This is a genomic window from Blautia acetigignens, from assembly GCF_025566865.1.
GTDB classification, from domain to species: Bacteria; Bacillota; Clostridia; order Lachnospirales; family Lachnospiraceae; genus Blautia_A; species Blautia_A acetigignens.
Genome location: NZ_JAOQJM010000003.1, coordinates 211,540 through 233,612 on the forward strand (window position 1 = coordinate 211,540; position 22,073 = coordinate 233,612).

The following is a 22,073-nucleotide window of genomic DNA, read 5'->3' on the forward strand; positions in this document are numbered from 1 at the left end:
CTGCGGCAGCGCTGCGGCGCAATACAGCTGATTTTTATTTAAGGACAAGTCTGTTTAGAAACGACACAAACAGCGAGAGAGGATTCCCTTCCCGCTGTCTGTGTTTATGCTGTCTGAAACAGCTAAATGTCCAAATAATCTGTCAAATCAATATGAATATGTATTATTCAGCGTCTGCACCGATTGCAACGTAATCATCCGGAACTTCGATTCCAAGCTCTGCGCAGATGTCTGCGTTGTACTCTTTTGTGAAGTTAGGTGCGTACTCGATTGGCATTGTAGAAATGTCTTCGCCGTCTTTTAAGATCTTAACTGCCATTTCTCCAGTTGCTTTTCCAAGGTCATAGTAGCTGATGGAAAGAGTAGCAACACCGCATCCGGAGCAGATTCCCTCTTCACCTGCGATTACCGGAACCTTTGCCGGAAGGCAGATGTTGTTGATCAGCTCGGTGTTGGAAGCTGCTGTGTTGTCTGTTGGAACATAGATGACATCGCTGTCTGCAACTGCGTTTGTTACAACAGAGGAGATATCGTTGGAATCAGAGAATGCGTAGTATTCGCAGGTGTATCCAAGATCCTCAAGTGCAGCCTTAACAGTGTCTACCTGGTACTGGGAGTTCGGCTCAGCGGAGCAGTAGAGAAGTCCTACGTTCTTTGCATCTGGGAAGAGCTCGTTAAGCATTGCTGCCTGATCCTCAAGTGGAGCAAGGTCTGATGTACCGGAAATATTTCCGCCTACAGTGCCGTCGAAATCAGTAAGATCAAGAGCTACGCCATACTCTGTTACTGCGGTGCCAAGGATCGGGATATCGCTTGTTCCTGCTGCTGCAGCCTGAAGAGAAGCAGTAGCGTTTGCAAGGATCAGGTCTACATTGCTGGATACGAAGTTGTTGATGATGGTGCTGCAGGTAGCGGAATCGCCCTGTGCATTCTGCTCATCAAATGTAACGTTCTCCTCGCCGAGACCTTCTTTGACTGCATCCTTGAAGCCTTCAGTTGCGGCGTCAAGTGCTTCATGCTGAACCAGCTGGCAGATACCGATATTGTATGTCTGCTGTTCTTCAGCGTGTACGGTTACTGTACCTGCAAGACCTGCTACCATAGCTCCGGTCATAATTACGGATAAAACCTTTCTTTTCATAATTTGTTTCCTCCTTAAAAACATTTTCGTAGTTTAAAGTACTGTCTGCACAAAATAATACCGCTTTAAAGCGTAAAAGTCAAGTAGCTTTTGGCAGTTTTTTACATATTCTAATAGAGAAAGAGTGTAAGGAAGGTCATTTTGACATGCCATATTCCATTATGATAGATGCCGGGCACGGCGGATCGGATCCGGGAGCTGTATATAAAGGCCGCAGGGAAAAGGATGACAATCTCATCCTTGCCATGGCTGTTGGGAAAATTCTTTCCGAAAATGGGATAAAGGTGCTGTATACCAGAACTACGGATGATTACATTTCCCCCTTTGAGAGGGCAAGACTTGCCAATGAGGCGAAGGTGGATTATTTCATTTCCTTTCATCGGAACAGCAGCCCGGAGGTGAATCAGTACAATGGAGTGGAGGTGCTGGTTTACGACAAATCCGGTGTGAAATATGAGATGGCACAGAATATTGTAGGTGCCCTTGGAGAACTGGGCTTTCGGGAAATCGGGGTTCAGGCAAGACCGGGACTTGTAGTGCTGCGAAAAACCAAGATGCCGGCTCTTCTGATTGAAACCGGGTTTATCAATTCTGATGAGGACAATCAGCTTTATGATGAGAAGCAGGAGGAGATTGCCCAGGCGATTGCCGGCGCCATTCTTGGAACTTTGGATCAGCAGCAGGGAGAGGAGCCTTTGTATTACCGGGGGCAGACCGGTATTTTCCGCAAACGGGAAAACGCGGACCGCATGCTGTATATGCTGCAGGAAAAAGGATATCCAGCGTATATTCTGCAGGATGGGGAATTCTATAAAGTGCAGGTCGGGGCTTTCGTGCAGTTGGACAATGCGATCCGCATGGAACAGCAGCTGCGGGATGATGGCTACAGCACCCTGATCGTGACAAAATAAGACGGGAGAGATTTCCTGGGTGGAAAAATAGCTGGAAAAACATTATAATGCAGATAACAACATGCACAGGCTTTTAAATTAGGAATGGATGCATGATCAGATATGTCTGTTTCGTTGGTAAAAGCTGGCAGGAGCTATGAAAGGAACAAAAGAATGGATTACAGTGAATTTCTAAGAACAGCAGAGAATTTTGTATTTGCAGAGGATCAGCCTGAGAAGGCGGATATTATTTTTGTGCCGGGAAACGGGTTTCCCCAGATGGCTGAGCGTGCGGCGCAGTTATATAAAGAAGGCTATGCTCCTTATATTCTGCCCAGCGGAAGATACAGCATTACCCTGGGGAAATTTGTGGGAGTGCAGTCTCACCAGGAAATTTATGACGGAGAATATGAGACGGAATGGGAATTCTTAAAGAGCGTTCTTATGAAGAACGGTGTTCCGGAAGAGGCAATCCTGCGGGAAGACCAGGCAACCTTTACCTATGAAAATGCCATTTATTCCAGACAGGTGACAGACAGGGCGGGAATTCAGGTGAATAAGGCAATTTTGTGCTGCAAGACCTATCATGCCAGACGCTCTCTGATGTATTATCAGATCCTGTACCCGGAGGCGAAGATTCTGGTCTGCCCGGCCTGCCCGGATGGAATCACCAGGGAAAACTGGCGGGAAACGGAAGTCGGGGTGGAAGCCGTCACTGGAGAAATTGACCGGATCGTGAAACAGTTCTGCCTGATGCTGGGAGATAAGGGGCGTTAAAATGTGATTTCGAAAACAAAAATCCGAATCCCCATTTTAATCGAAAGGGGTTCGGATTTTTTGCATTTTAAATATATAATTGTGGATCGTGTATCGGGATATGATCAGTCTTCTTGGTTCTCATCGGTCTTTTTGCGTTCCGGCAGCCAGATATGAACCAGCTCAATGCGGTTCTTGTCGAGGGCTTCTACAACCAGCCGCATACCGTCTTCCAGAGTGACGGATTCGCCTTCACGGGGCAGGCAGTCCAGCTGCTCGATAATGTAGCCGCCGACGGAATCATAGTCTTCCGATTCCAGTTTGGTTCCAAGGGCTTCGTTCAGGTCGCTTAACTTGGCAGAACCAAGCACCTGATATTCTCTTCCAGGCTGGATTTCACAGATCGGCTCTTCTTCATCCTCGTCATACTCATCCCGGATCTCCCCAACAATTTCTTCCAGCAGGTCCTCCAATGTGACCAGTCCGGCTGTGGAACCATATTCATCCAGTACAATGGCAAGGTTCACGGAAGCCTTGCGCATCTCCATCATCAGATCTGTGGTATGCTTATATTCATAGGTAAAATAAGGCTCACGGAGAATTTTCCGGATGGAAAACTGCTCATTCTCCGGGTAGAGAAGCAGATCCTTGATGTTGATAATCCCGATTACATTGTCTGTATTGTCCTCATAAACCGGGAAACGGGTGTGCATGTCTTCCTTGAAAATATCCATCAGCTCCTGGTAAGTGGAGTTTACCTCAATAAAGGTCATGTCAATTCTGGGAATCATCACATCCTTGGCGGCAGAGTCACCGAAATCAAACACATTGTAGATCATCTGCTTTTCTTCCCGCTCGATCACGCCGTTTTCCTGGCCTACATTTACCATGGAACGAAGCTCGTGCTCGGTGATGGTGTCCCTCTTGGCATTGGGATCAACACGGAGAACAAAAAGAATGCCGTTGGCTAATTTCCCTACAATGTAGATGACAGGGGTGAGCACCACCATCAGTGCATAAATCGGTCTTGCATAGGTAAGTGCCAGGTCATCGGCTTTAAGGGTGGCAATGGTCTTGGGGGTGATCTCGCCGAAAAGCAGCACTAGCAGAGTCATAACACCTGTGGCGACACCGATGTACATGCTTCCGAACACCTTCATAGTAAAGGTAGTGGCAAGGGAAGATGCCGCAATGTTTACAATATTGTTACCAATTAATATGGTGCTGAGCATCTTGTTGGAGTTGGAAATAACCTTCTCTAACGTAATGGCCCGCTTGTTCCCCTGCTCTGCAAGGGAATGGATCCGAATGCGGTTGGCAGCTGTCATAGACGTCTCCGCAGAGGAAAAGAAGGCGGACAGCAACACCAGAATCAGTATGGTGACCGCCTGTATAGGGACACTTGAATCCAAACTATATTCACTCCTTTTTGATATAATAAGAAAAATATACATGATTCAGTGGGAAAAAGCAAGGAAAAAATGTTGGCAATAAATGACTTTAGGAAAACATCCGGACTGGAAGACAAACGAAAAAGCCAGCTTTAACAAAATGTAAAAGTATATGTAAAAAAGTAGAATTTAGGGGTGTCGAAAAAACGGGAACTGTGTTATAATTCGATTTGGTAAAAAATAAAATAAAATGTTACAAAACATTTACAAAAGAGTAAAGATTTGATATAGTATAAATATGGGCGCAAAAAAACATAAATGTTCTGCCGGATCAGGCAGAAACACACCGTTCCATTGATGATAAATATAATTTTATATATACATACAACAGAGGTGCCAGGATGAAGAAGAAAAAAAACGTTATGTACAGAAAAAGTGTATCACTACTTGCAGCAGCTGCCATGACAGCAGTGCTGATGACCGGACAGGTTTATCCGGTCCTTGCAGAAATTGGAAATATTGAAGCGAATCTTGAGACATCCAGTCTTATTCCAGATAATGTAACCATTGACCAGCCGGCAGCCCTTTCTCAGGTGGCACTGCCAAAGAGCGACTACGGAACTCTTTCCTGGGCAGATGGAACCTTCGTACCGGATAAGAGAGTGCAGGCCTGCGAAGTAATCTTTAAGCCGGCTGAGAATGTAGATCTTTCTTATCTTCCGGGATGGGATGCCCAGAAGAAGGTTGTCAAAGGCACCGTCAATGTTGTGGTAAGCAGTCTGGAGGATACCGCTGATGATACTCAGGCTTCATCAGACACGGCAGAGACTCCGTCTGCCGGGGAATCCCAGGAGAATGGTTCTTCTGATACCCAGGCTCCGGCAGAAAATGCAGGAGAAACCCAGAACCCGGAGGAAGCAGCCCCTGCGGAAACACCGACAGAGACTCCAGCAGAGACTCCGTCCCAGGAGCCAGCGGCAGAGAACCCGGATGTTCCGGCAGCTTCCGACAGTACAGAGGATACCGGGAACTCCGACAAAGCTGACCAGCCGGAGAACGCTGATACCGCAGAGGAGGCAGGAAATACCGCAGACGATCTTTTAAAGGATGCGCCTGTTACAGAAGCTCCGTCCGCTGCAGATGCAATCCTGCCAGATGAGACAGAAGCTGACAATGCACTGACAGCTGCTTCCGGTGAAGAGACCAAAGAGGACACCTCCGCTAAGATTACAGAAGCAGCTGAAGAAGACAGCACACCGGATCAGGCCGAAGAACCTGCAGCTTCCGAGGTGCCGGCAGAGGATACCGCCCAGAATGAAAGCGCAGGCGGAATGCTGAACGATAAATTCGGAGCCCTTATGCCAGGAGCAACTGTGCTGGATGAAGTGGAGCCATCTGAGAATACGGACGAAGCTACAGAGGAAGATACTTCTTCCGATGAGAAAAATATTTTTGACAATCCGGCAGATTTCACTGTTTCTGACACGAGACCGAATACCGCAGAGGACGATCTGACAGAGGAAGAGCAGGCTGCAAGAGCCGCAGAGAACCATACCTGCGAGGGCATTACCGTATCTGGCATTGACCTTCCGTGGTATGTACAGTTCCAGGTGGAAAGCGGCGAGAGCTACGAATTCAAGAACGAAGAGAAAGCCAATATTTTCCAGTCCTATGAGTTTAAATTATGGGATCTGAAGAACAATACCGAGTACGAGATCCCGGATGGCCAGTATGTAAGTGTTACCATTCCGGTAAAAGAGGGCTATGAGTATTCCATCGAGCATCTGCTTGCCAACGGTGCAACAGAGACAATCGTTCCAAGCGTGAATGGAAGCACAATGGTATTCAGTACCCATTCCTTCAGCCCATTTGGAATTGCAGGCTTCCGCCCGATCATCGGAGATGAGATCGCCAACGGCGCTTACGGAGATAACGGAACTCCGACTCCCACACCTACCGTGACTATCAGCGGAACACCGACACCATCCCCATCCGTTACCGGAACCGCAGGTGCAGGAACTGGTGGAACAAGCGGAACGACTGGTACAAACGGAACCACAGGAACCGGCACTGATGGAACAGCCGGAACCGGAACAGACAGCAGCAATGGCGGTTCAGCATCCAGTACAATTGGCACAGCTGATAATTCCGGAAATACCAGCACATCTGGAAACACAGGAAATACTTCCGATGCAAACAGCACTTCCGGAAATAGTGGAAACAGCAGCACAGGAACTGGCGGAACCTCTTCTGCAAACGGAAGCAGTTCCAGCAATGGAAACAGCCAGTCCTCCGACAGCACTGCAAACAATAACGGACAGAGCCAGACATCCAACGCAGTTAAAACCGGTGATGAGACTACAGTCCTTCCATTTGTCCTTCTGCTGATGACAGCAGCTGGAATGGTGGCAGCCGTATTTGGCATCCGCAGAAAAGAAAATGAATAAAAAGAAAATGAATAAGCTTACAGGCGAATAACCACAGCAGCCCTCCCATATATTCCATATAGGAGGGCTGTTTTTATGAAAGTAAGAGCGATTTTGAGATCACTGCTTTTTTCTTATGCAGTAACAGGAATTTCCCTGCTGCTTCTGGCGTTTCTTCTGTTTCAGTTTGACTTGGGGGAAAAGCCGGTATCCGCCGGGATTGTGGCGGTGTATATCCTGTCCTGTCTGCTTGGAGGCTTTATGGCAGGCAAAATCATAAGAAAGGACAAATATCTCTGGGGAATCCTGGTAGGAGTCTTTTATTACCTTCTTCTGATTACGGTCTCCTTTGCGGTAAAAGGCAAATGGGATATGAGCCTGATGCACGCTGTGACCACATTTTTCATGTGTCTTGGGGGCGGCGCACTGGGAGGAATGCTTTCGTGAAAAAAATACTTTAAAAATAAAAAAAGATATGATATACTAGGCGAAGATAATATACATAAGGAGGCTATATCATGCAGCATATCAAAACATTAAATACAAAGAATCTGCAGAACACTGTAAAGAAGGGCGGATGCGGCGAGTGCCAGACATCATGTCAGTCCGCATGCAAGACATCCTGTACAGTAGGAAACCAGAGCTGCGAGAACAAATAAGTAGGAGACATTTCTATTTAAAGCAGCTGGAAACGTATGTAAGCAGCGGTGTAACAGCCGCTGCTTATTCATGCAATAGGAAAAATGAAAGGATATAATAACATGAGTCTGATTCACCGTTATCAGAACAATGGCTATAACATTGTGCTGGACATTAACAGCGGATGTATCCATGTTGTGGACGAGGTCACCTATGAAGTGCTTCCTTATATGGAAGAAGGCCTTGACGCAGCAGCCATTGTAGGAAAACTGGGAAATCAGTTTTCAGAGGAAGATATTAGGACATCAGTGGCAGAATGTGAGAAGCTGAGGGAAGAAGGCATGCTTTTCACAAAGGATGTATACGAGAATGCCATTGATGCATTTACAAAGAACCGTCAGACAGTGGTGAAAGCCCTCTGCCTGCACATTGCACATGACTGTAATCTTGCCTGCCGCTACTGCTTTGCAGAAGAAGGGGAATATCACGGAAGACGTGCCCTTATGTCTTTTGAGGTGGGCAAGAAGGCATTGGATTTCCTTATCGCCAATTCGGGCTCCAGACACAATCTGGAGGTTGACTTTTTCGGCGGCGAGCCGCTTATGAACTGGCAGGTTGTAAAAGACCTGGTAGCATATGGCCGCGAGCAGGAGAAAATCCATAATAAGAAATTCCGCTTTACCCTTACCACCAACGGTGTCTTGCTCAACGATGAGGTAATGGAATTCTGTAACAAAGAAATGGGAAATGTGGTCCTCAGTGTTGACGGCCGCAAGGAGGTTCATGATTTCATGCGCCCGTTCCGCAAAGGTGCCGGCAGCTATGATCTTATTATGCCTAAGTTCCAGAAGTTTGCAGAATCCAGAAATCAGGACAAGTATTATGTAAGAGGAACCTTTACTCATCATAATCTTGATTTCTCCAAGGATGTGCTTCATCTTGCAGATCTTGGCTTCAAGCAGATTTCTGTGGAACCGGTGGTAGCTGATCCTGCAGAGGAATACGCACTTCGTGAGGAGGACCTGCCGAAGATTATGGAAGAATATGACCTCCTTGCCAAAGAGATGATCAAACGCGAGAAGGAAGGCAAAGGCTTTAACTTCTTCCACTTTATGATTGATCTTACCGGTGGTCCGTGTGTATATAAGAGACTTTCCGGATGCGGAAGCGGTACAGAGTATCTTGCTGTAACTCCGTGGGGAGATTTTTATCCTTGTCATCAGTTTGTTGGTGAAGAAGAATATCTGATGGGAAATGTAGACGATGGACTGGTAAGGACAGACATCCAGAAGGAATTTGGCGGATGCAATGTTTATACCAAGCCAGCCTGCAAGGAATGCTTTGCAAGATTCTACTGCAGCGGCGGGTGTGCAGCCAACGGATATCATGCTCATCAGGATATCAGAAGTAATTATGAAATCGGATGTGAACTCCAGAGGAAGCGTGTGGAGTGCGCCATCATGATAAAAGCCGCACTGGCAGAAGACTGATAGCTCTTCGCCAGCTGCGAAGATTTCTGTCAGCCCTGCTTTTGCGAAAAACCAAAAAGAAGGGACAGAACAATGAAAAAATCAAGAGGAATCTTAGTCCTGATTCTGACTGCCATCATCACAGTGTTTTGCTGCTTTACAGCCGCAGTAGGCATCGGTCCTACAGGAACCGGAGCTGCGAAGAACATTAAGACCGGACTTGATCTGGCCGGTGGTGTGAGCATTACCTATCAGGCAAAAGACAGCGACCCAAGCAGTGAGGACATGAAGGATACTGTCTACAAGCTGCAGAAACGTGTTGAACAGTACAGCACAGAAGCACAGGTATACCAGGAAGGCTCCGACCGTATCAATGTTGAAATTCCGGGTGTAACAGATGCAAATGCCATTCTGGAAGAACTTGGCCAGCCAGGCTCCCTTTGCTTTATCACACAGCAGGATGAGGACGGAAACGCAAACTTCCAGACTGATGCTAACAGCGAGACCGGATACTCCCTGGCAAGAAGCCTGGATGAAATCCGTGAGGCAGGCTGTGTAGTACTGGAAGGTACTGACGTGGCAGATGCTACAGGCGGTGCGATCCAGCAGCAGAACTCCAGCAGCAGGGAATATGTAGTCGACCTGACTCTTACAGATGAAGGAAAGACCAAATTTGCAGAAGCTACCCAGAACAATGTAGGCAAACAGATCGCCATCATTTATGATAACGGCGTATTAAGCGCTCCAAGAGTAAATGAAGCCATCACAGGCGGTAAGGCACAGATCAGCGGTATGGAAAGCGTTGAGAGAGCGCAGGAGCTTGCTTCCTATATTCGTATCGGTTCTCTTAGCCTTGAGCTTACAGAGCTTCGTTCCAGTGTTGTAGCAGCACAGCTTGGTGAGGAAGCAATTTCCACCAGCCTTATTGCAGGTATGATCGGTCTGATCATCGTCATTTTGTTCATGATCATTGCTTACCGTGTACCTGGTGCGGTTGCAGGCTTATCCCTGATTTTCTATACAGCAACTATTCTGCTTACCTTAAATGCATTTGACATTACCCTTACGCTTCCGGGTATTGCAGGTATCATCCTGGGCATTGGTATGGCAGTAGATGCCAACGTTATTATTTATGCACGTATCCGTGAGGAAATCGGCGCAGGCTCTACCGTGCGCGCCGCAATCAAAGCCGGATTTTCCAAAGCATTTTCTGCAATCTTTGACGGAAACATCACAACTCTGATCGCAGCATTCGTGCTGATGTGGCTGGGTACCGGTTCTGTTAAGGGCTTTGCTTACACTCTGGCACTTGGTATTGTGGTTTCCATGTTCACAGCACTGGTATTCTCCAGACTTGTGATTAATGCATTATATGCAGTCGGAGTACGTGATGAGAAATTTTACGGAAAGACAGAAGAGAAGAAGGTTATCAACTTTGTCGGAAAGAGAAAATTCTGCTTTACTCTTTCTATTATCCTGATTCTTGCAGGACCGGCAGTCATGCTGATCCACAGTACAACAGGCGGAAAAGCCCTGAACTACAGCCTTGAGTTTTCAGGCGGTACTTCTACCAATGTTACCTTTAATGAGGATCTGGACATTAAGACCATTGATTCTGAGGTTACACCTGTTGTAGAAGAAGTAACAGGAGATAAGAATGTACAGCCTACCAAGGTTGTTGGAACCAAGCAGGTTATCATTAAGACCCGCGCATTGACTCTGGACGAGCGTGAAGCTCTGAACAAGGCACTTGTGGATAAGTTTGATGTAGATGAGTCCCTGATTCAGGCAGAGAGCATTTCCGCTACTGTCAGCAATGAGATGAGAAGAGATGCAGTAGTTGCCGTTATCGTTGCTACTATCTTCATGCTTCTTTACATCTGGTTCCGCTTCAAGGATATCCGCTTTGCAGGCAGTGCAGTACTTGCACTTCTCCATGACGTTCTGGTTGTCCTTACCTTCTATGCGATTTCCAGAATTTCCGTAGGAAATACCTTTATCGCATGTATGCTGACCATCGTTGGTTATTCTATCAATGCTACAATCGTTATCTTCGACCGTATCCGTGAGAACCTTCACGGAAGCAAACGTCTGGATGAGATTGAGGAAGTGGTCAACAGAAGTATTACACAGACACTTACCAGAAGTATTTATACTTCCCTTACTACCTTTATCATGGTAGCAGTTCTTTATATCATGGGTGTTTCTTCTATCCGTGAGTTTGCTGCACCATTGATGGTTGGTATTATCTGCGGTGCATATTCTTCTGTATGTATTACAGGTGCACTGTGGCTGGTAATGAAAAAGAAAATCGGCGCAGGACAGGATACTGTGAAAGCTGCAGCGGCTGCAGCACCTGCTAAGAAGACAGCACAGAGTGCAAATACACAGAGTGCTCCGGCTTCCAACGCACAGGCTCAGCCGAAGAAGAAAAACCGCAAGAGAGTTCAGGAGCGTCTTGCAGCACAGGAAGCTGCAAAGAATGCCGAGAACAGTTCTTCCGAAGAAAATAAATAAAAGAGATGTTAAGCCGGGACAGGCGTGAAAACCTGTCCCGGCTTGCTTTTTATCCGGATTCATATTAAAATTGCGTAAGACCATATGATACGAGGAGAAAAAGAATGGAAAAATGGGTAGTAACCGCGAAAAAGGCTGATTTCCAGGGAATTGGCAGGAAATATGGGATTGATCCGGTAATTGCAAGGATCATCCGCAACAGAGACATAACAGGTGATGAGGCTATAGAAGAATATCTGAATGGAACCCTGGCAGATATCCCCTCCTGGAAACTTCTGAAGGACATTGACAAGGCCGTGGAAATCATTTCCGGGAAAATAGATGCAGGAACCAAAATGCGGATTATCGGGGATTACGATATTGACGGAGTGACAGCTACCTACATTCTTTTGAAAGGCTTTAAGCGCCTTGGAGCAAATGTGGACACTTACATTCCAGATCGTGTGGCAGACGGCTATGGAATTCACGACCATCTGATCAAAAAAGCTATGGAGGACGGCATCGACACCATTGTGACTTGTGACAATGGCATTTCCGCATCAAGCCAGATCACCTATGCAAAAGAACTGGGGATGACTGTGGTGGTGACCGACCACCACGAGGTGCCTTTTACTGATACCGAAGAAGGAAGAACTTACATCCTTCCCCCGGCGGACGCCATCATCAATCCCAAGCAGGCAGACTGTACATACCCCAACAAAAATATCTGCGGGGCTGTGGTAGCCATGAAGCTGGTTTTTGCCCTTTATGAGAAATACAGGCTTCCGGAAGAAGAAAAAGAAGATTTCCTGGAGCCTGCGGCAATCGCTACAGTGGGGGATATTATGGACCTTCAGGGAGAAAACCGTATTCTGGTAAAGGAGGGACTTGCCCGTCTGCCTTTTACCAAAAACAAAGGCCTGAAAGCGCTGATCCGGGCCATCGGCCTGGAAGACCAGAAAATCACCTCTTACGACATTGGATTCCGTCTTGGCCCCTGCATCAATGCCAGCGGCAGACTGGATACCGCAATGCGCTCCCTGGCACTTTTGCAGTCGGAGGATGAGGAAGAGGCTGCAAAGCTTGCGGGAGATCTGAAAGCCCTGAACGACAGCCGCAAGGCCCTGACGGAAAAAGAAACGGAGGAAGCCTACAAGCTGATCGAGAGCAGCGACCTGAAAAACGACCGGGTAATGGTAGTATTTTTGCCGGAATGTCACGAAAGCCTTGCCGGAATTATAGCTGGAAGAATCCGTGAAAAGTACCATAAGCCCACCTTTGTCCTTACAAGAGGGGAAAAGTCCTTAAAAGGCAGTGGCAGATCCACGGAAAACTATTCCATGTACGAGGAACTGGTGAAATGTGACAGCCTTCTGGTACAGTATGGCGGCCATCCTATGGCAGCAGGCCTTTCCATTGAGGAAGAGAATGTGGAAAAATTCCGCCAGACCTTGAATGACAACTGCACCCTGACAGAAGAGGACATGATTCCCAAAATCGTAATCGATGTGCCTATGCCTATTTCCTATATTAACGAAGAACTGGTAGAGCAGCTCTCCATTCTGGAACCTTTTGGCAAGGGAAACACCAAGCCTCTTTTTGCCCAGAAAAATCTTCGTGTTTTAAAAGTGGGAATATATGGAAAGACTCAGAATACAGTGAAGCTGCAGCTGAGGGACCCGTCCGGTGCTGTGATGGACGGCCTTTACTGGGGCGAGGCGAAAGAATTCGCGGATTTTGCCAGGTCTCATGAGACCATTTCCGTGACCTATTACCCAAGGATCAATTCCTATATGGGAAGAGAATCTCTGCAAATTGTTATACAAAATTACTGCTGATCAGTGAATAATCATGTAAAACCACGAAAAATGCGGTATTTGCAGGGAGCGTGTCGGTTTGACATTGATTCTGTATGTAAAAAGTGGTATACTGAAAAATAATTATGATGCCGGGGGTGGCTGCTGCTTTCCCCACATCCCTATATCTGAGGAGGCTCTTTATGAAAAAAATAGAGGAATATGTAAGAAGCATACCGGATTTTCCGGAACCGGGAATTATTTTCAGAGATGTGACAAGTATCCTTCAGGATGCAGACGGACTGAAGCTTGCAATTGATTCCATGCAGGACTGCCTGAAGGACGTTGATGTAGATGTGATCGTAGGTACCGAATCCCGCGGATTTATTTTTGGAATGCCTATCGCATACAATCTTCACAAACCATTTGTTCCAGTCCGCAAGAAAGGCAAGCTTCCATGCGAGACCATTTCCGCAAGCTACGATCTGGAATACGGCAAGGCAGAGATCGAAATCCACAAGGATGCCATCAAGCCAGGCCAGAAGGTTGTAATTATCGACGACCTGATCGCTACAGGCGGTACTGTTGAGGCTGCTGCCAAGCTGATCGAGCAGCTTGGAGGAGAGGTTGTGAAAATCGTGTTCCTGATGGAGCTTGCAGGCCTTGAGGGACGTAAGAAACTGGAAAAATATGATGTGGCTTCCGTAATCCGCTACGAAGGCAAATAAATGGATGAGTCTGTTTCGCCAGATGCCTGTCATGGATCATGAGGGCAAATGCTGACGCAGATAGTATAGAAACAGGCAGGTGTAAATTATGGCTGATGTTATTACAGAAAGGGGCGGGACACCTGAAATGTCCAAGGAGGATATGGAGAAGCTGGAGTCTGTGAAGAAGGCAGATGCAGCTGTGAAATCCATGCACGACTTTACAAGCCCTGAAGTATTATATAATGAGCTGATCGCCAGCATTAAGAAATATCATCCTTCTACAGATATTACGCTGATCCAGAAGGCATATGAGACTGCGCGGGAGGCCCACAAGGACCAGAAAAGAAAGTCCGGGGAGCCTTATATCATTCATCCGTTATGCGTAGCAATTATTCTGGCAGATCTGGAACTGGATAAGGAGACCATCGTTGCAGGACTTCTCCATGACGCTGTGGAGGATACCTGGATGACCTGCGAGGAGATCACCAAGGAATTCGGGCCTGAGGTGGCTCTTCTGGTTGATGGCGTGACCAAGATCGGACAGCTGTCCTACTCCACAGATAAGGTGGAGATGCAGGCAGAGAGCCTTCGCAAGATGTTTCTTGCCATGGCCAAGGATATCCGTGTGATCCTGATCAAGCTTGCAGACCGTCTTCATAACATGCGTACCCTTCAGTATATGACTCCTGCGAAGCAGAAGGAGAAGGCAAGGGAGACCATGGACATCTATGCGCCCATTGCCCAGCGTCTTGGTATTTCCAAGATCAAGGTAGAGCTGGATGACCTTTCCCTGAAATACCTGAAGCCGGATGTGTACTACGATCTGGTTGAGAAGGTAGCCCTTCGCAAGAGCGTCCGAGAGGAATTTGTGGGCAATATTGTGAAGACTGTGAAGCAGCATATGGTGGAAGCAGGCATCAAAGCACAGGTAGACGGACGTGTGAAGCATTTCTTCAGCATCTACAAGAAGATGGTGAACCAGAACAAGACTATTGACCAGATCTACGATCTGTTTGCAGTGCGTATTCTGGTGGATACCGTGAAGGACTGTTATGCGGCTCTTGGCGTGATCCATGAGATGTATAAGCCCATTCCGGGACGCTTCAAGGATTACATTGCAATGCCTAAGCCAAACATGTATCAGTCCCTGCATACCACTTTGATCGGACCAAACGGACAGCCTTTTGAGATCCAGATCCGAACCTTTGAGATGCATAAGACTGCGGAATATGGTATTGCTGCACACTGGAAATATAAAGAAGCATCTGACGGCAAGGCCTCTTCCGGCAACCGTGAGGAAGAGAAATTAAACTGGCTGCGCCAGATCCTGGAGTGGCAGAGGGACATGTCTGACAATAAAGAGTTCATGAGCCTTCTTAAGAATGACCTGGATCTGTTTGCGGACAGTGTATACTGCTTTACCCCGCAGGGAGATGTAAAGACCCTTCCCAACGGTTCTACCCCTATTGACTTTGCGTACAGCGTACATAGTGCTGTAGGAAACAAGATGGTAGGCGCCCGTGTAAACGGCAAGCTGGTTCCCATTGAGTACCGGATCCAGAATGGTGACCGTATTGAAATCATCACTTCCCAGAACTCCCAGGGACCAAGCCGTGACTGGCTGAAGGTGGTAAAGAGTACCCAGGCGAAGAACAAGATCAATCAGTGGTTTAAGAAAGAGCTGAAGGAAGATAATATTCTGAAAGGCAAGGAAATGCTGGCTCAGTATGCCAAGAGCAAGGGCTTTAAATTTGCCAACTATGCCAAGCCTCAGTATATGGATGCGGTTCTTCACAAGTATGGCTTCCGTGATTGGGATTCCGTGCTGGCGGCCATTGGACATGGCGGCCTGAAGGAAGGCCAGGTATTTAATAAGCTGGTAGAGGCTTATGACAAGGAGAATAAGAAGAACCTTACAGATGAGGAAGTTCTGGAGGCAGCAGCTGCAGAGAATCAGGATAAGAAGCATCACATTAAGAGCAAGAGCGGCATTGTAGTGCGTGGAATCCATGATGTGGCAGTGCGTTTTTCCAAGTGCTGCAACCCGATCCCTGGAGACGAGATCGTGGGTTATGTCACAAGAGGCCGCGGGGTTACCATTCACAGAACAGACTGCGTCAATGTGATGAATATGTCTGAGATGGACAGAAGCCGTCTTCTGGAGGCAGAGTGGCAGCAGCCGGAGACCAAGCAGGATGAGCATTACATGGCAGAGATCAATGTGTATGCCAACAACCGTACCGGTCTTCTGGTGGATATCTCCAAGATCTTTACCGAGCGCAAGATCGATATCCGCAATATCAACTGCCGCACCAGTAAGCAGGAGAAGGCGACGATTTCCGTAAGCTTTAACGTCAGCTGCAAGGAGGAACTGAACTCTCTCATTGAGAAGATCCGCCAGCTGGAGAGCGTTTTAGATGTGGAGAGAACTACAGGCTGATGCCGTGAAAGGATAGAATATGGGCAAACTTGAATTACAGCAGTGCGTTCTTGGCCCTGTATATACCAATTGCTATATTGCAAAAAATAAAGAGACAGGTGAAGCGCTGATTATCGATCCGGCAGATTCACCTTCCAAGATAGAATTAAAAGTGAACGCTATGGGCGCAAGGCCTGTGGCAGTGCTTCTCACACACGGTCATTTCGATCATATTATGGGCGTGGAGGCAGTGCGGGAAAAGTATCAGATTCCTGTTTATGCCTGTCGTCAGGAAGAGGAAATGCTCCGGGAGCCTTCTGTGAATATGACAGACCAGATGGGGAAATCCTGCTCCATCCGCCCGGATGTATTTCTGGATGACCTGCAGGTATTTGAAGCGGCGGGATTTTCCATCCAGATGATCCATACGCCGGGACATACCAAGGGAAGCTGCTGCTATTATCTGAAAGAGGAAGGCGTTCTGTTCAGCGGAGATACTCTGTTCTGCGGCTCTGTAGGCAGGACAGATTTTCCGGGAGGAAGTGCCAGCCAGATCCGGGACAGCCTGCACAGACTGTTGGCCGCTCTGCCGGATGACACCAGTGTGTATCCGGGACATGATACTTCCACAACAATCGGCTACGAAAAGAGGTACAATCCATTTGTGTAAAATAGGAATCCTGCTGCTTGACAGGGATTTCGAGCATGATGTATATGAATTAATAAAAGCGTTTTATCCGGAAGGAGATATCCACAGCCTCTACGAAAAGGACGAAGAGGAGTACGATATCTTCTTTACTGTGGAGAGGGATGAGAAGGATTTCATCATCCGTTATGAGACAAAGGACAAAAAAGGTGCAGCGCGGGCGGCTGTGATCACAGGTGCAGATTTAAAGGAAGAAAGCAGTGAGGCCAAGAAGCCAGAGGACGGCGCACAGGAAAGTCCCAAAATCATGGATGCCCATGAGCTTCGCAAAGCCAACAAGGACGGCCTGAAATATGTTCTCTACAATGTGCTGGTGAAGCTTACCGGAAGAACCCTTCCATGGGGCAACCTTACCGGAATCCGCCCGGCCAAGCTTGCCATGGGGATGATCGAGAGCGGCATGAAGAATACTGAGATTGCTCAGGTAATGCGGGATCACTATCTGGTCAGTGCCAAGAAAACAGCGCTTGCCATCACCATAGCAAACCGGGAGCGGGCACTTCTCCAGGATATTGATTATGAGCACGGCTACAGCCTTTATGTAGGCATTCCCTTTTGCCCCAGTATCTGTCTGTACTGTTCCTTCAGTTCCTACCCGCTGAAGATCTGGCACAAGCGTGTGGATGAGTATCTGGATGCCCTGTGTCTTGAGATTCGGGAAACTGCTAAGATGATGAAGAACTACAAACTGGACACCATCTACATTGGCGGCGGTACGCCTACCACCCTGGAGTCGGATCAGCTAAGGCGGCTTCTGGATCAGCTGGGAGAATCCTTCGGATTTGACGGGCTGGTGGAGTTTACCATCGAGGCAGGCAGACCAGACAGCATTACAAGAGAGAAGCTGGAAGCCATCCGGGAATATCCTGTGACCAGAATTTCCGTGAACCCTCAGACTATGAACCAGAAAACTCTGGAAATCATCGGCAGACGCCATACAGTGGCGCAGACCATTGAGGCATTTCAGCTTGCCAGAGAATTAGATTATAACAATATTAACATGGATCTTATTGTGGGACTGCCTGGAGAGGATATTTCCATGGTCAGAAACACATTGGATAAGATCAAGGAACTTTCCCCGGACAGCCTGACCGTCCATTCCCTGGCTGTGAAGCGTGCAGCCCGCCTGAATATGTTCCGTGACAAATATCAGGAAATGACCTTTGAGAACAATCAGGAGATCATGGATCTGACCCAGCAGACAGCTTATTCCATGGAAATGGGCCCCTACTATCTGTACCGTCAGAAGAACATGAAGGGAAATTTTGAAAATGTAGGCTATGCAAAGGTTGACAAAGCCGGGATTTACAATATACTGATTATGGAAGAAAAACAGCCCATCATCGCTCTTGGAGCAGGCGGTTCTTCCAAGCTGGTGTTTGACCATGGAAAACGGATCGAGCGCGTGGAGAATGTAAAGGATGTAACCAGCTACATTGCCCGCATCGATGAGATGATCGAAAGAAAGCGTACAGGAATCGGAACCTGGTTATAGAGGGGAGGGAAAATTCTTGGAAGAGCTTTCGAAAACCCAGTCAGAAGGAACGGACAGACTTCTGGAATTTGACCTGTCTGCAGAGCTGAAGCATGGAATTGCAGTAAGCAATCTGGTCTATGCCCTTGCCACGGAGCTTGGCCTTCCCCATGAGCAGTGCTATGACCTTGCCATAGCCGGAATGCTTCACGACATTGGAAAGCTGAAGCTGAGAAGTTACATCAACGGACAGGAGAAGAACCCTCTTGTGATCGAGGAACTGAAATATGTCCGTATGCATTCCACTCTTGGCTACGAGGAACTAAAGGGCCAGGGCTATTCAGATTTTGTTCTTGAGAGTATTCTCTATCATCATGAAAATTACGATGGAAGCGGTTACCCGTCCAATCTGGCAGGGGAAGAGATTCCCATCGGCGCCAGGATCCTGCGGGTATGCGACGTGTTCTGTGCCCTGAGCCAGGACCGCTCCTACCGCAAGGCCTTTGACCGGCGCACCGTGATGGAACTGATGATAGATGAAATAAAAAACTTTGATTTGGAAGTATTTCTTGCATTTCAAAGAGTAGTACATACCAGGAAAACTGGTTGATGAAGGAGGAAACATGGCATTAAAGAAGAAGCCGGTTACCGGCATGAAAGATATTTTACCAAAGGAGATGGAAATCCGTAACTATGTTACCGGACTGATCCGCGAGACATACGGCTCCTTTGGATTTACTTCAATCGAGACTCCGAGCGTGGAGCACATTGAGAACCTTTGCAGCAAGCAGGGCGGAGACAATGAGAAGCTGATCTTCAAAATCCTCAAAAGAGGCGAGAAGCTGAAGCTTGACCAGGCAAAAGAGGAGGCAGATCTTGTAGATTCCGGTCTTCGCTATGACCTGACAGTACCCCTTTCCAGATATTACTCCAACAACGCCAATGAGCTGCCGGGACCGTTTAAGGCACTGCAGATGGGCTATGTATGGAGAGCTGACCGTCCTCAGAGAGGCCGTTTCCGTCAGTTTATGCAGTGTGACATTGATATTTTGGGTGAGCCCACTTATATGGCTGAGATCGAGCTGGTGCTTGCAACCACCACCCTTCTTGGCAAGCTTGACTTTCACAACTTTACCATCCGCATCAATGACCGCCGTATCCTGAAGGCTATGGCTGAGTACAGCGGATTCCCGAAGGAAAGCTTTGACACTGTATTTATCATCCTTGACAAGATGGACAAGATCGGTCTTGAGGGTGTAGCCAAAGAGCTTGAGGAAGAGGGCTTTGCAAAAGAGAGCATTGACACTTACCTTGCGATGTTCAAGGAGATCAGCTCTGACATCCAGGGTGTAAGATACTGCAAGGAGAAGCTCTCTGGTGTGCTGGATGAGCAGATCGCAGAAGATCTTGAGACCATTATTTCCACAGTAGAAGCTGTGAAAACTGCTGATTTCAAGATGGCATTTGATCCGACTCTGGTACGAGGCATGTCCTACTACACAGGTCCGATCTTCGAGATTTCTATGGATGAGTTCGGCGGCAGCGTTGGCGGCGGTGGACGTTATGATGAGATGATCGGTAAATTTACCGGAAACAATACAAGCGCATGCGGTTTCTCCATCGGATTTGAGCGTATTGTTATGCTCCTTCTGGAGAGAGGCTACCAGATCCCCACAGCGAAGACCAAGAAGGCATATCTCATTGAGAAAAATATGCCTGCTGACAAGCTGATCGAGATTTTCCGCCAGGCGGAAGAGGAGAGAAAGACTGGAATCCAGGTTAACATCTCCATTATGAAAAAGAACAAGAAATTCCAGAAAGACCAGATGGCTGCAGAAGGCTATACAGAATTTGTGGAATTCTTCAAGAGATAAAGGAGGCAGCAAAATGGCTGAGAGTATGCAGGGACTGCACAGAACCTGCCGATGTGCAGAAGTGACCACACAGATGGTTGGCAGTGAAGTAACCCTTATGGGATGGGTTCAGAAGGCTAGAGATAAAGGAGGAATCATTTTCGTAGACTTACGTGACCGCAGCGGTATCATGCAGCTGATCTTCGAGAATGGCTCCATTGATGAGGAAGGCTTTGCAAAAGCCGGCAAGCTCAGAAGCGAGTTTGTAATCGCAGTAACCGGTACTGTTGAGAAACGTGGCGGTGCTGTCAATGAGAACCTTGCAACAGGTGAGATCGAAGTAAGAGCAAAATCCCTTCGTGTTCTTTCCGAGGCAGAGGTTCCTCCGTTCCCGGTTGAGGAGAACAGCAAAACAAAAGAGGACGTTCGTCTGAAATACCGTTATCTTGACTTAAGACGTCCGGACCTTCAGAAAAACCTGATCTTGAAAAGCCGCGTAATGCAGCTTACCAGATCCTTCTTTACAAACGAGGGATTCCTGGAAATCGAGACTCCTATGCTTGGCAAGAGTACTCCAGAGGGAGCAAGAGATTACCTGGTACCGTCCCGTGTACATCCAGGCTGCTTCTATGGTCTTCCGCAGTCACCGCAGCTGTACAAACAGCTTCTGATGTGCTCTGGATATGACAGATACATCCAGATCGCAAGATGCTTCCGTGACGAGGACCTTCGTGCTGACCGTCAGCCGGAGTTCACACAGATCGATATGGAGCTTTCCTTCGTTGATGTTGATGATGTAATCGATGTAAACGAGAGATACCTTTCTTATCTGTTCAAAGAAGTTCTTGGCATCGATGTGAAGCTTCCAATCCAGAGAATCACCTGGCAGGAAGCTATGGACCGTTTCGGCTCCGACAAGCCGGATATGCGATTTGGCATGGAGCTTCATGATGTAAGCGGCATTGTGAAGAACTGTGGCTTCTCCGTATTTACAAGTGCCCTTGAGAACGGCGGAAGCGTTCGCGGTATCAACGCTGAGGGACAGGGAAGCATGCCTCGTAAGAAGATCGACAAGCTTGTAGAATTTGCAAAAGGCTACGGCGCAAAGGGTCTTGCATACATTGCAATCGCAGAAGACGGCACAAGAAAATCCTCCTTTGCCAAATTCATGACAGATGAGGAGATGGACGCACTGGTAGCTGCTATGGATGGTAAGGCAGGAGATCTGCTTCTGTTCGCAGCAGACAAGAAGAAATTGGTTTATGATGTTCTTGGCGCACTTCGTCTGGAGCTTGCAAAACAGATGGATCTTCTGGACAAGAACGAGTACCGTTTCGTATGGGTAACTGAGTTCCCGCTGCTTGAGTGGAGCGAGGAGGAGAACCGTTTCACAGCTATGCATCATCCATTTACCATGCCGATGGACGAGGATATCCCGCTTCTTGACACAGATCCGGGCGCAGTTCGTGCCAAGGCTTATGATATCGTACTGAACGGTAATGAGATCGGTGGAGGAAGCGTTCGTATCCATCAGGATGATATTCAGGAGAGAATGTTCAAGGAACTTGGATTTACACCGGAAGCTGCCCATGAGCAGTTCGGATTCCTTCTGGATGCATTCAAATACGGAGTTCCGCCTCACGCTGGACTGGCTTATGGCCTTGACCGTTTGGTTATGCTGATCGCCAAGGTTGACAGCATCCGTGACGTAATCGCATTCCCGAAGGTGAAAGATGCATCCTGTCTGATGACTCAGGCTCCCCAGCGCGTAAGCGAGGCACAGCTGAATGAGCTTGGACTGGAAGTGGAAAAAGAAGAGACAGAAGAATAAAAAAGACAGCAGAAATGTTATGATTGTTATAAAAAAATCCCGCTTTGACTGAATCGCCAGAGCGGGATTTTTTATG

At 47.5% G+C, this 22,073-nt stretch carries 17 protein-coding genes; 15 read left to right on the top strand and 2 right to left on the bottom strand.

Annotated elements, in window-relative coordinates; genetic code table 11:
• Positions 1-163: 163 nt before the first annotated feature.
• On the bottom strand, positions 164-1,141 hold the full coding sequence (locus OCV70_RS06205) for an ABC transporter substrate-binding protein (RefSeq protein WP_021925535.1): 978 nt from the start codon (positions 1,139-1,141) through the stop codon (positions 164-166).
• Between the two features lie 146 nt (positions 1,142-1,287).
• Here OCV70_RS06205 and OCV70_RS06210 point away from each other — a divergent pair, with 146 nt between their 5' ends.
• Both OCV70_RS06210 and OCV70_RS06215 read left to right on the top strand, forming a co-directional pair.
• Positions 1,288-2,052, top strand: a complete 765-nt coding sequence (locus OCV70_RS06210; protein WP_173765582.1) for an N-acetylmuramoyl-L-alanine amidase — start codon at positions 1,288-1,290, stop codon at positions 2,050-2,052.
• A 153-nt stretch (positions 2,053-2,205) separates the two neighbouring features.
• Entirely contained in the window at positions 2,206-2,808 is a 603-nt protein-coding gene (locus OCV70_RS06215) for a YdcF family protein (protein WP_173765580.1), read from the top strand.
• A 104-nt stretch (positions 2,809-2,912) separates the two neighbouring features.
• Here the strand turns inward: OCV70_RS06215 and OCV70_RS06220 are convergent, their stop codons facing one another.
• Positions 2,913-4,199: an HlyC/CorC family transporter gene (locus OCV70_RS06220; protein WP_173765578.1), complete on the bottom strand. Its 1,287-nt coding sequence runs from the start codon at positions 4,197-4,199 to the stop codon at positions 2,913-2,915.
• Positions 4,200-4,579: 380 nt separating this feature from the next.
• On the opposite strand from OCV70_RS06220, the gene OCV70_RS06225 reads away from it, so the two are divergent.
• The 13 genes from OCV70_RS06225 to aspS all read left to right on the top strand — a co-directional run bounded on the left by OCV70_RS06225 (position 4,580) and on the right by aspS (position 21,997).
• Positions 4,580-6,625 carry a hypothetical protein gene (locus tag OCV70_RS06225; RefSeq protein ID WP_173765576.1) on the top strand — a complete coding sequence of 682 codons (2,046 nt, stop codon included), beginning with the start codon at positions 4,580-4,582 and terminating at the stop codon, positions 6,623-6,625.
• Positions 6,626-6,700: 75 nt separating this feature from the next.
• The gene (locus OCV70_RS06230) at positions 6,701-7,051 is read left to right on the top strand and encodes a TIGR04086 family membrane protein (protein WP_173765574.1); all 351 of its coding nucleotides are present in this window, start codon (positions 6,701-6,703) and stop codon (positions 7,049-7,051) included.
• A 71-nt stretch (positions 7,052-7,122) separates the two neighbouring features.
• Entirely contained in the window at positions 7,123-7,263 is a 141-nt protein-coding gene (scfA, locus tag OCV70_RS06235) for a six-cysteine ranthipeptide SCIFF (RefSeq protein WP_021926839.1), read from the top strand.
• A 102-nt stretch (positions 7,264-7,365) separates the two neighbouring features.
• Entirely contained in the window at positions 7,366-8,733 is a 1,368-nt protein-coding gene (gene scfB / locus OCV70_RS06240; protein ID WP_021926840.1) for a thioether cross-link-forming SCIFF peptide maturase, read from the top strand.
• Between the two features lie 72 nt (positions 8,734-8,805).
• Entirely contained in the window at positions 8,806-11,229 is a 2,424-nt protein-coding gene (secD, locus tag OCV70_RS06245; RefSeq protein WP_173765572.1) for a protein translocase subunit SecD, read from the top strand.
• A 104-nt stretch (positions 11,230-11,333) separates the two neighbouring features.
• Complete coding sequence (gene recJ, locus OCV70_RS06250; RefSeq protein WP_173765570.1) at positions 11,334-13,046, top strand: single-stranded-DNA-specific exonuclease RecJ; 1,713 nt, start codon at positions 11,334-11,336, stop codon at positions 13,044-13,046.
• A gap of 161 nt (positions 13,047-13,207) precedes the next feature.
• The gene (locus tag OCV70_RS06255; RefSeq protein ID WP_021926843.1) at positions 13,208-13,732 is read left to right on the top strand and encodes an adenine phosphoribosyltransferase; all 525 of its coding nucleotides are present in this window, start codon (positions 13,208-13,210) and stop codon (positions 13,730-13,732) included.
• Between the two features lie 88 nt (positions 13,733-13,820).
• A complete protein-coding gene (locus tag OCV70_RS06260) occupies positions 13,821-16,154 on the top strand; it encodes a RelA/SpoT family protein (protein WP_243000355.1) in 2,334 nt (777 codons plus the stop codon).
• A 19-nt stretch (positions 16,155-16,173) separates the two neighbouring features.
• Entirely contained in the window at positions 16,174-16,803 is a 630-nt protein-coding gene (locus OCV70_RS06265; RefSeq protein WP_021926845.1) for an MBL fold metallo-hydrolase, read from the top strand.
• Entirely contained in the window at positions 16,751-18,334 is a 1,584-nt protein-coding gene (gene hemZ, locus OCV70_RS06270) for a coproporphyrinogen dehydrogenase HemZ (protein WP_173765615.1), read from the top strand. The genes OCV70_RS06265 and hemZ overlap by 53 nt, the downstream gene beginning before the upstream one ends.
• A gap of 16 nt (positions 18,335-18,350) precedes the next feature.
• Complete coding sequence (locus tag OCV70_RS06275) at positions 18,351-18,923, top strand: HD-GYP domain-containing protein (RefSeq protein ID WP_021926847.1); 573 nt, start codon at positions 18,351-18,353, stop codon at positions 18,921-18,923.
• Between the two features lie 13 nt (positions 18,924-18,936).
• Positions 18,937-20,187, top strand: coding sequence for a histidine--tRNA ligase (hisS, locus tag OCV70_RS06280; RefSeq protein ID WP_021926848.1), 1,251 nt, complete (start codon positions 18,937-18,939; stop codon positions 20,185-20,187).
• Between the two features lie 13 nt (positions 20,188-20,200).
• Positions 20,201-21,997, top strand: a complete 1,797-nt coding sequence (aspS, locus tag OCV70_RS06285; protein ID WP_021926849.1) for an aspartate--tRNA ligase — start codon at positions 20,201-20,203, stop codon at positions 21,995-21,997.
• Positions 21,998-22,073: the final 76 nt, after the last annotated feature.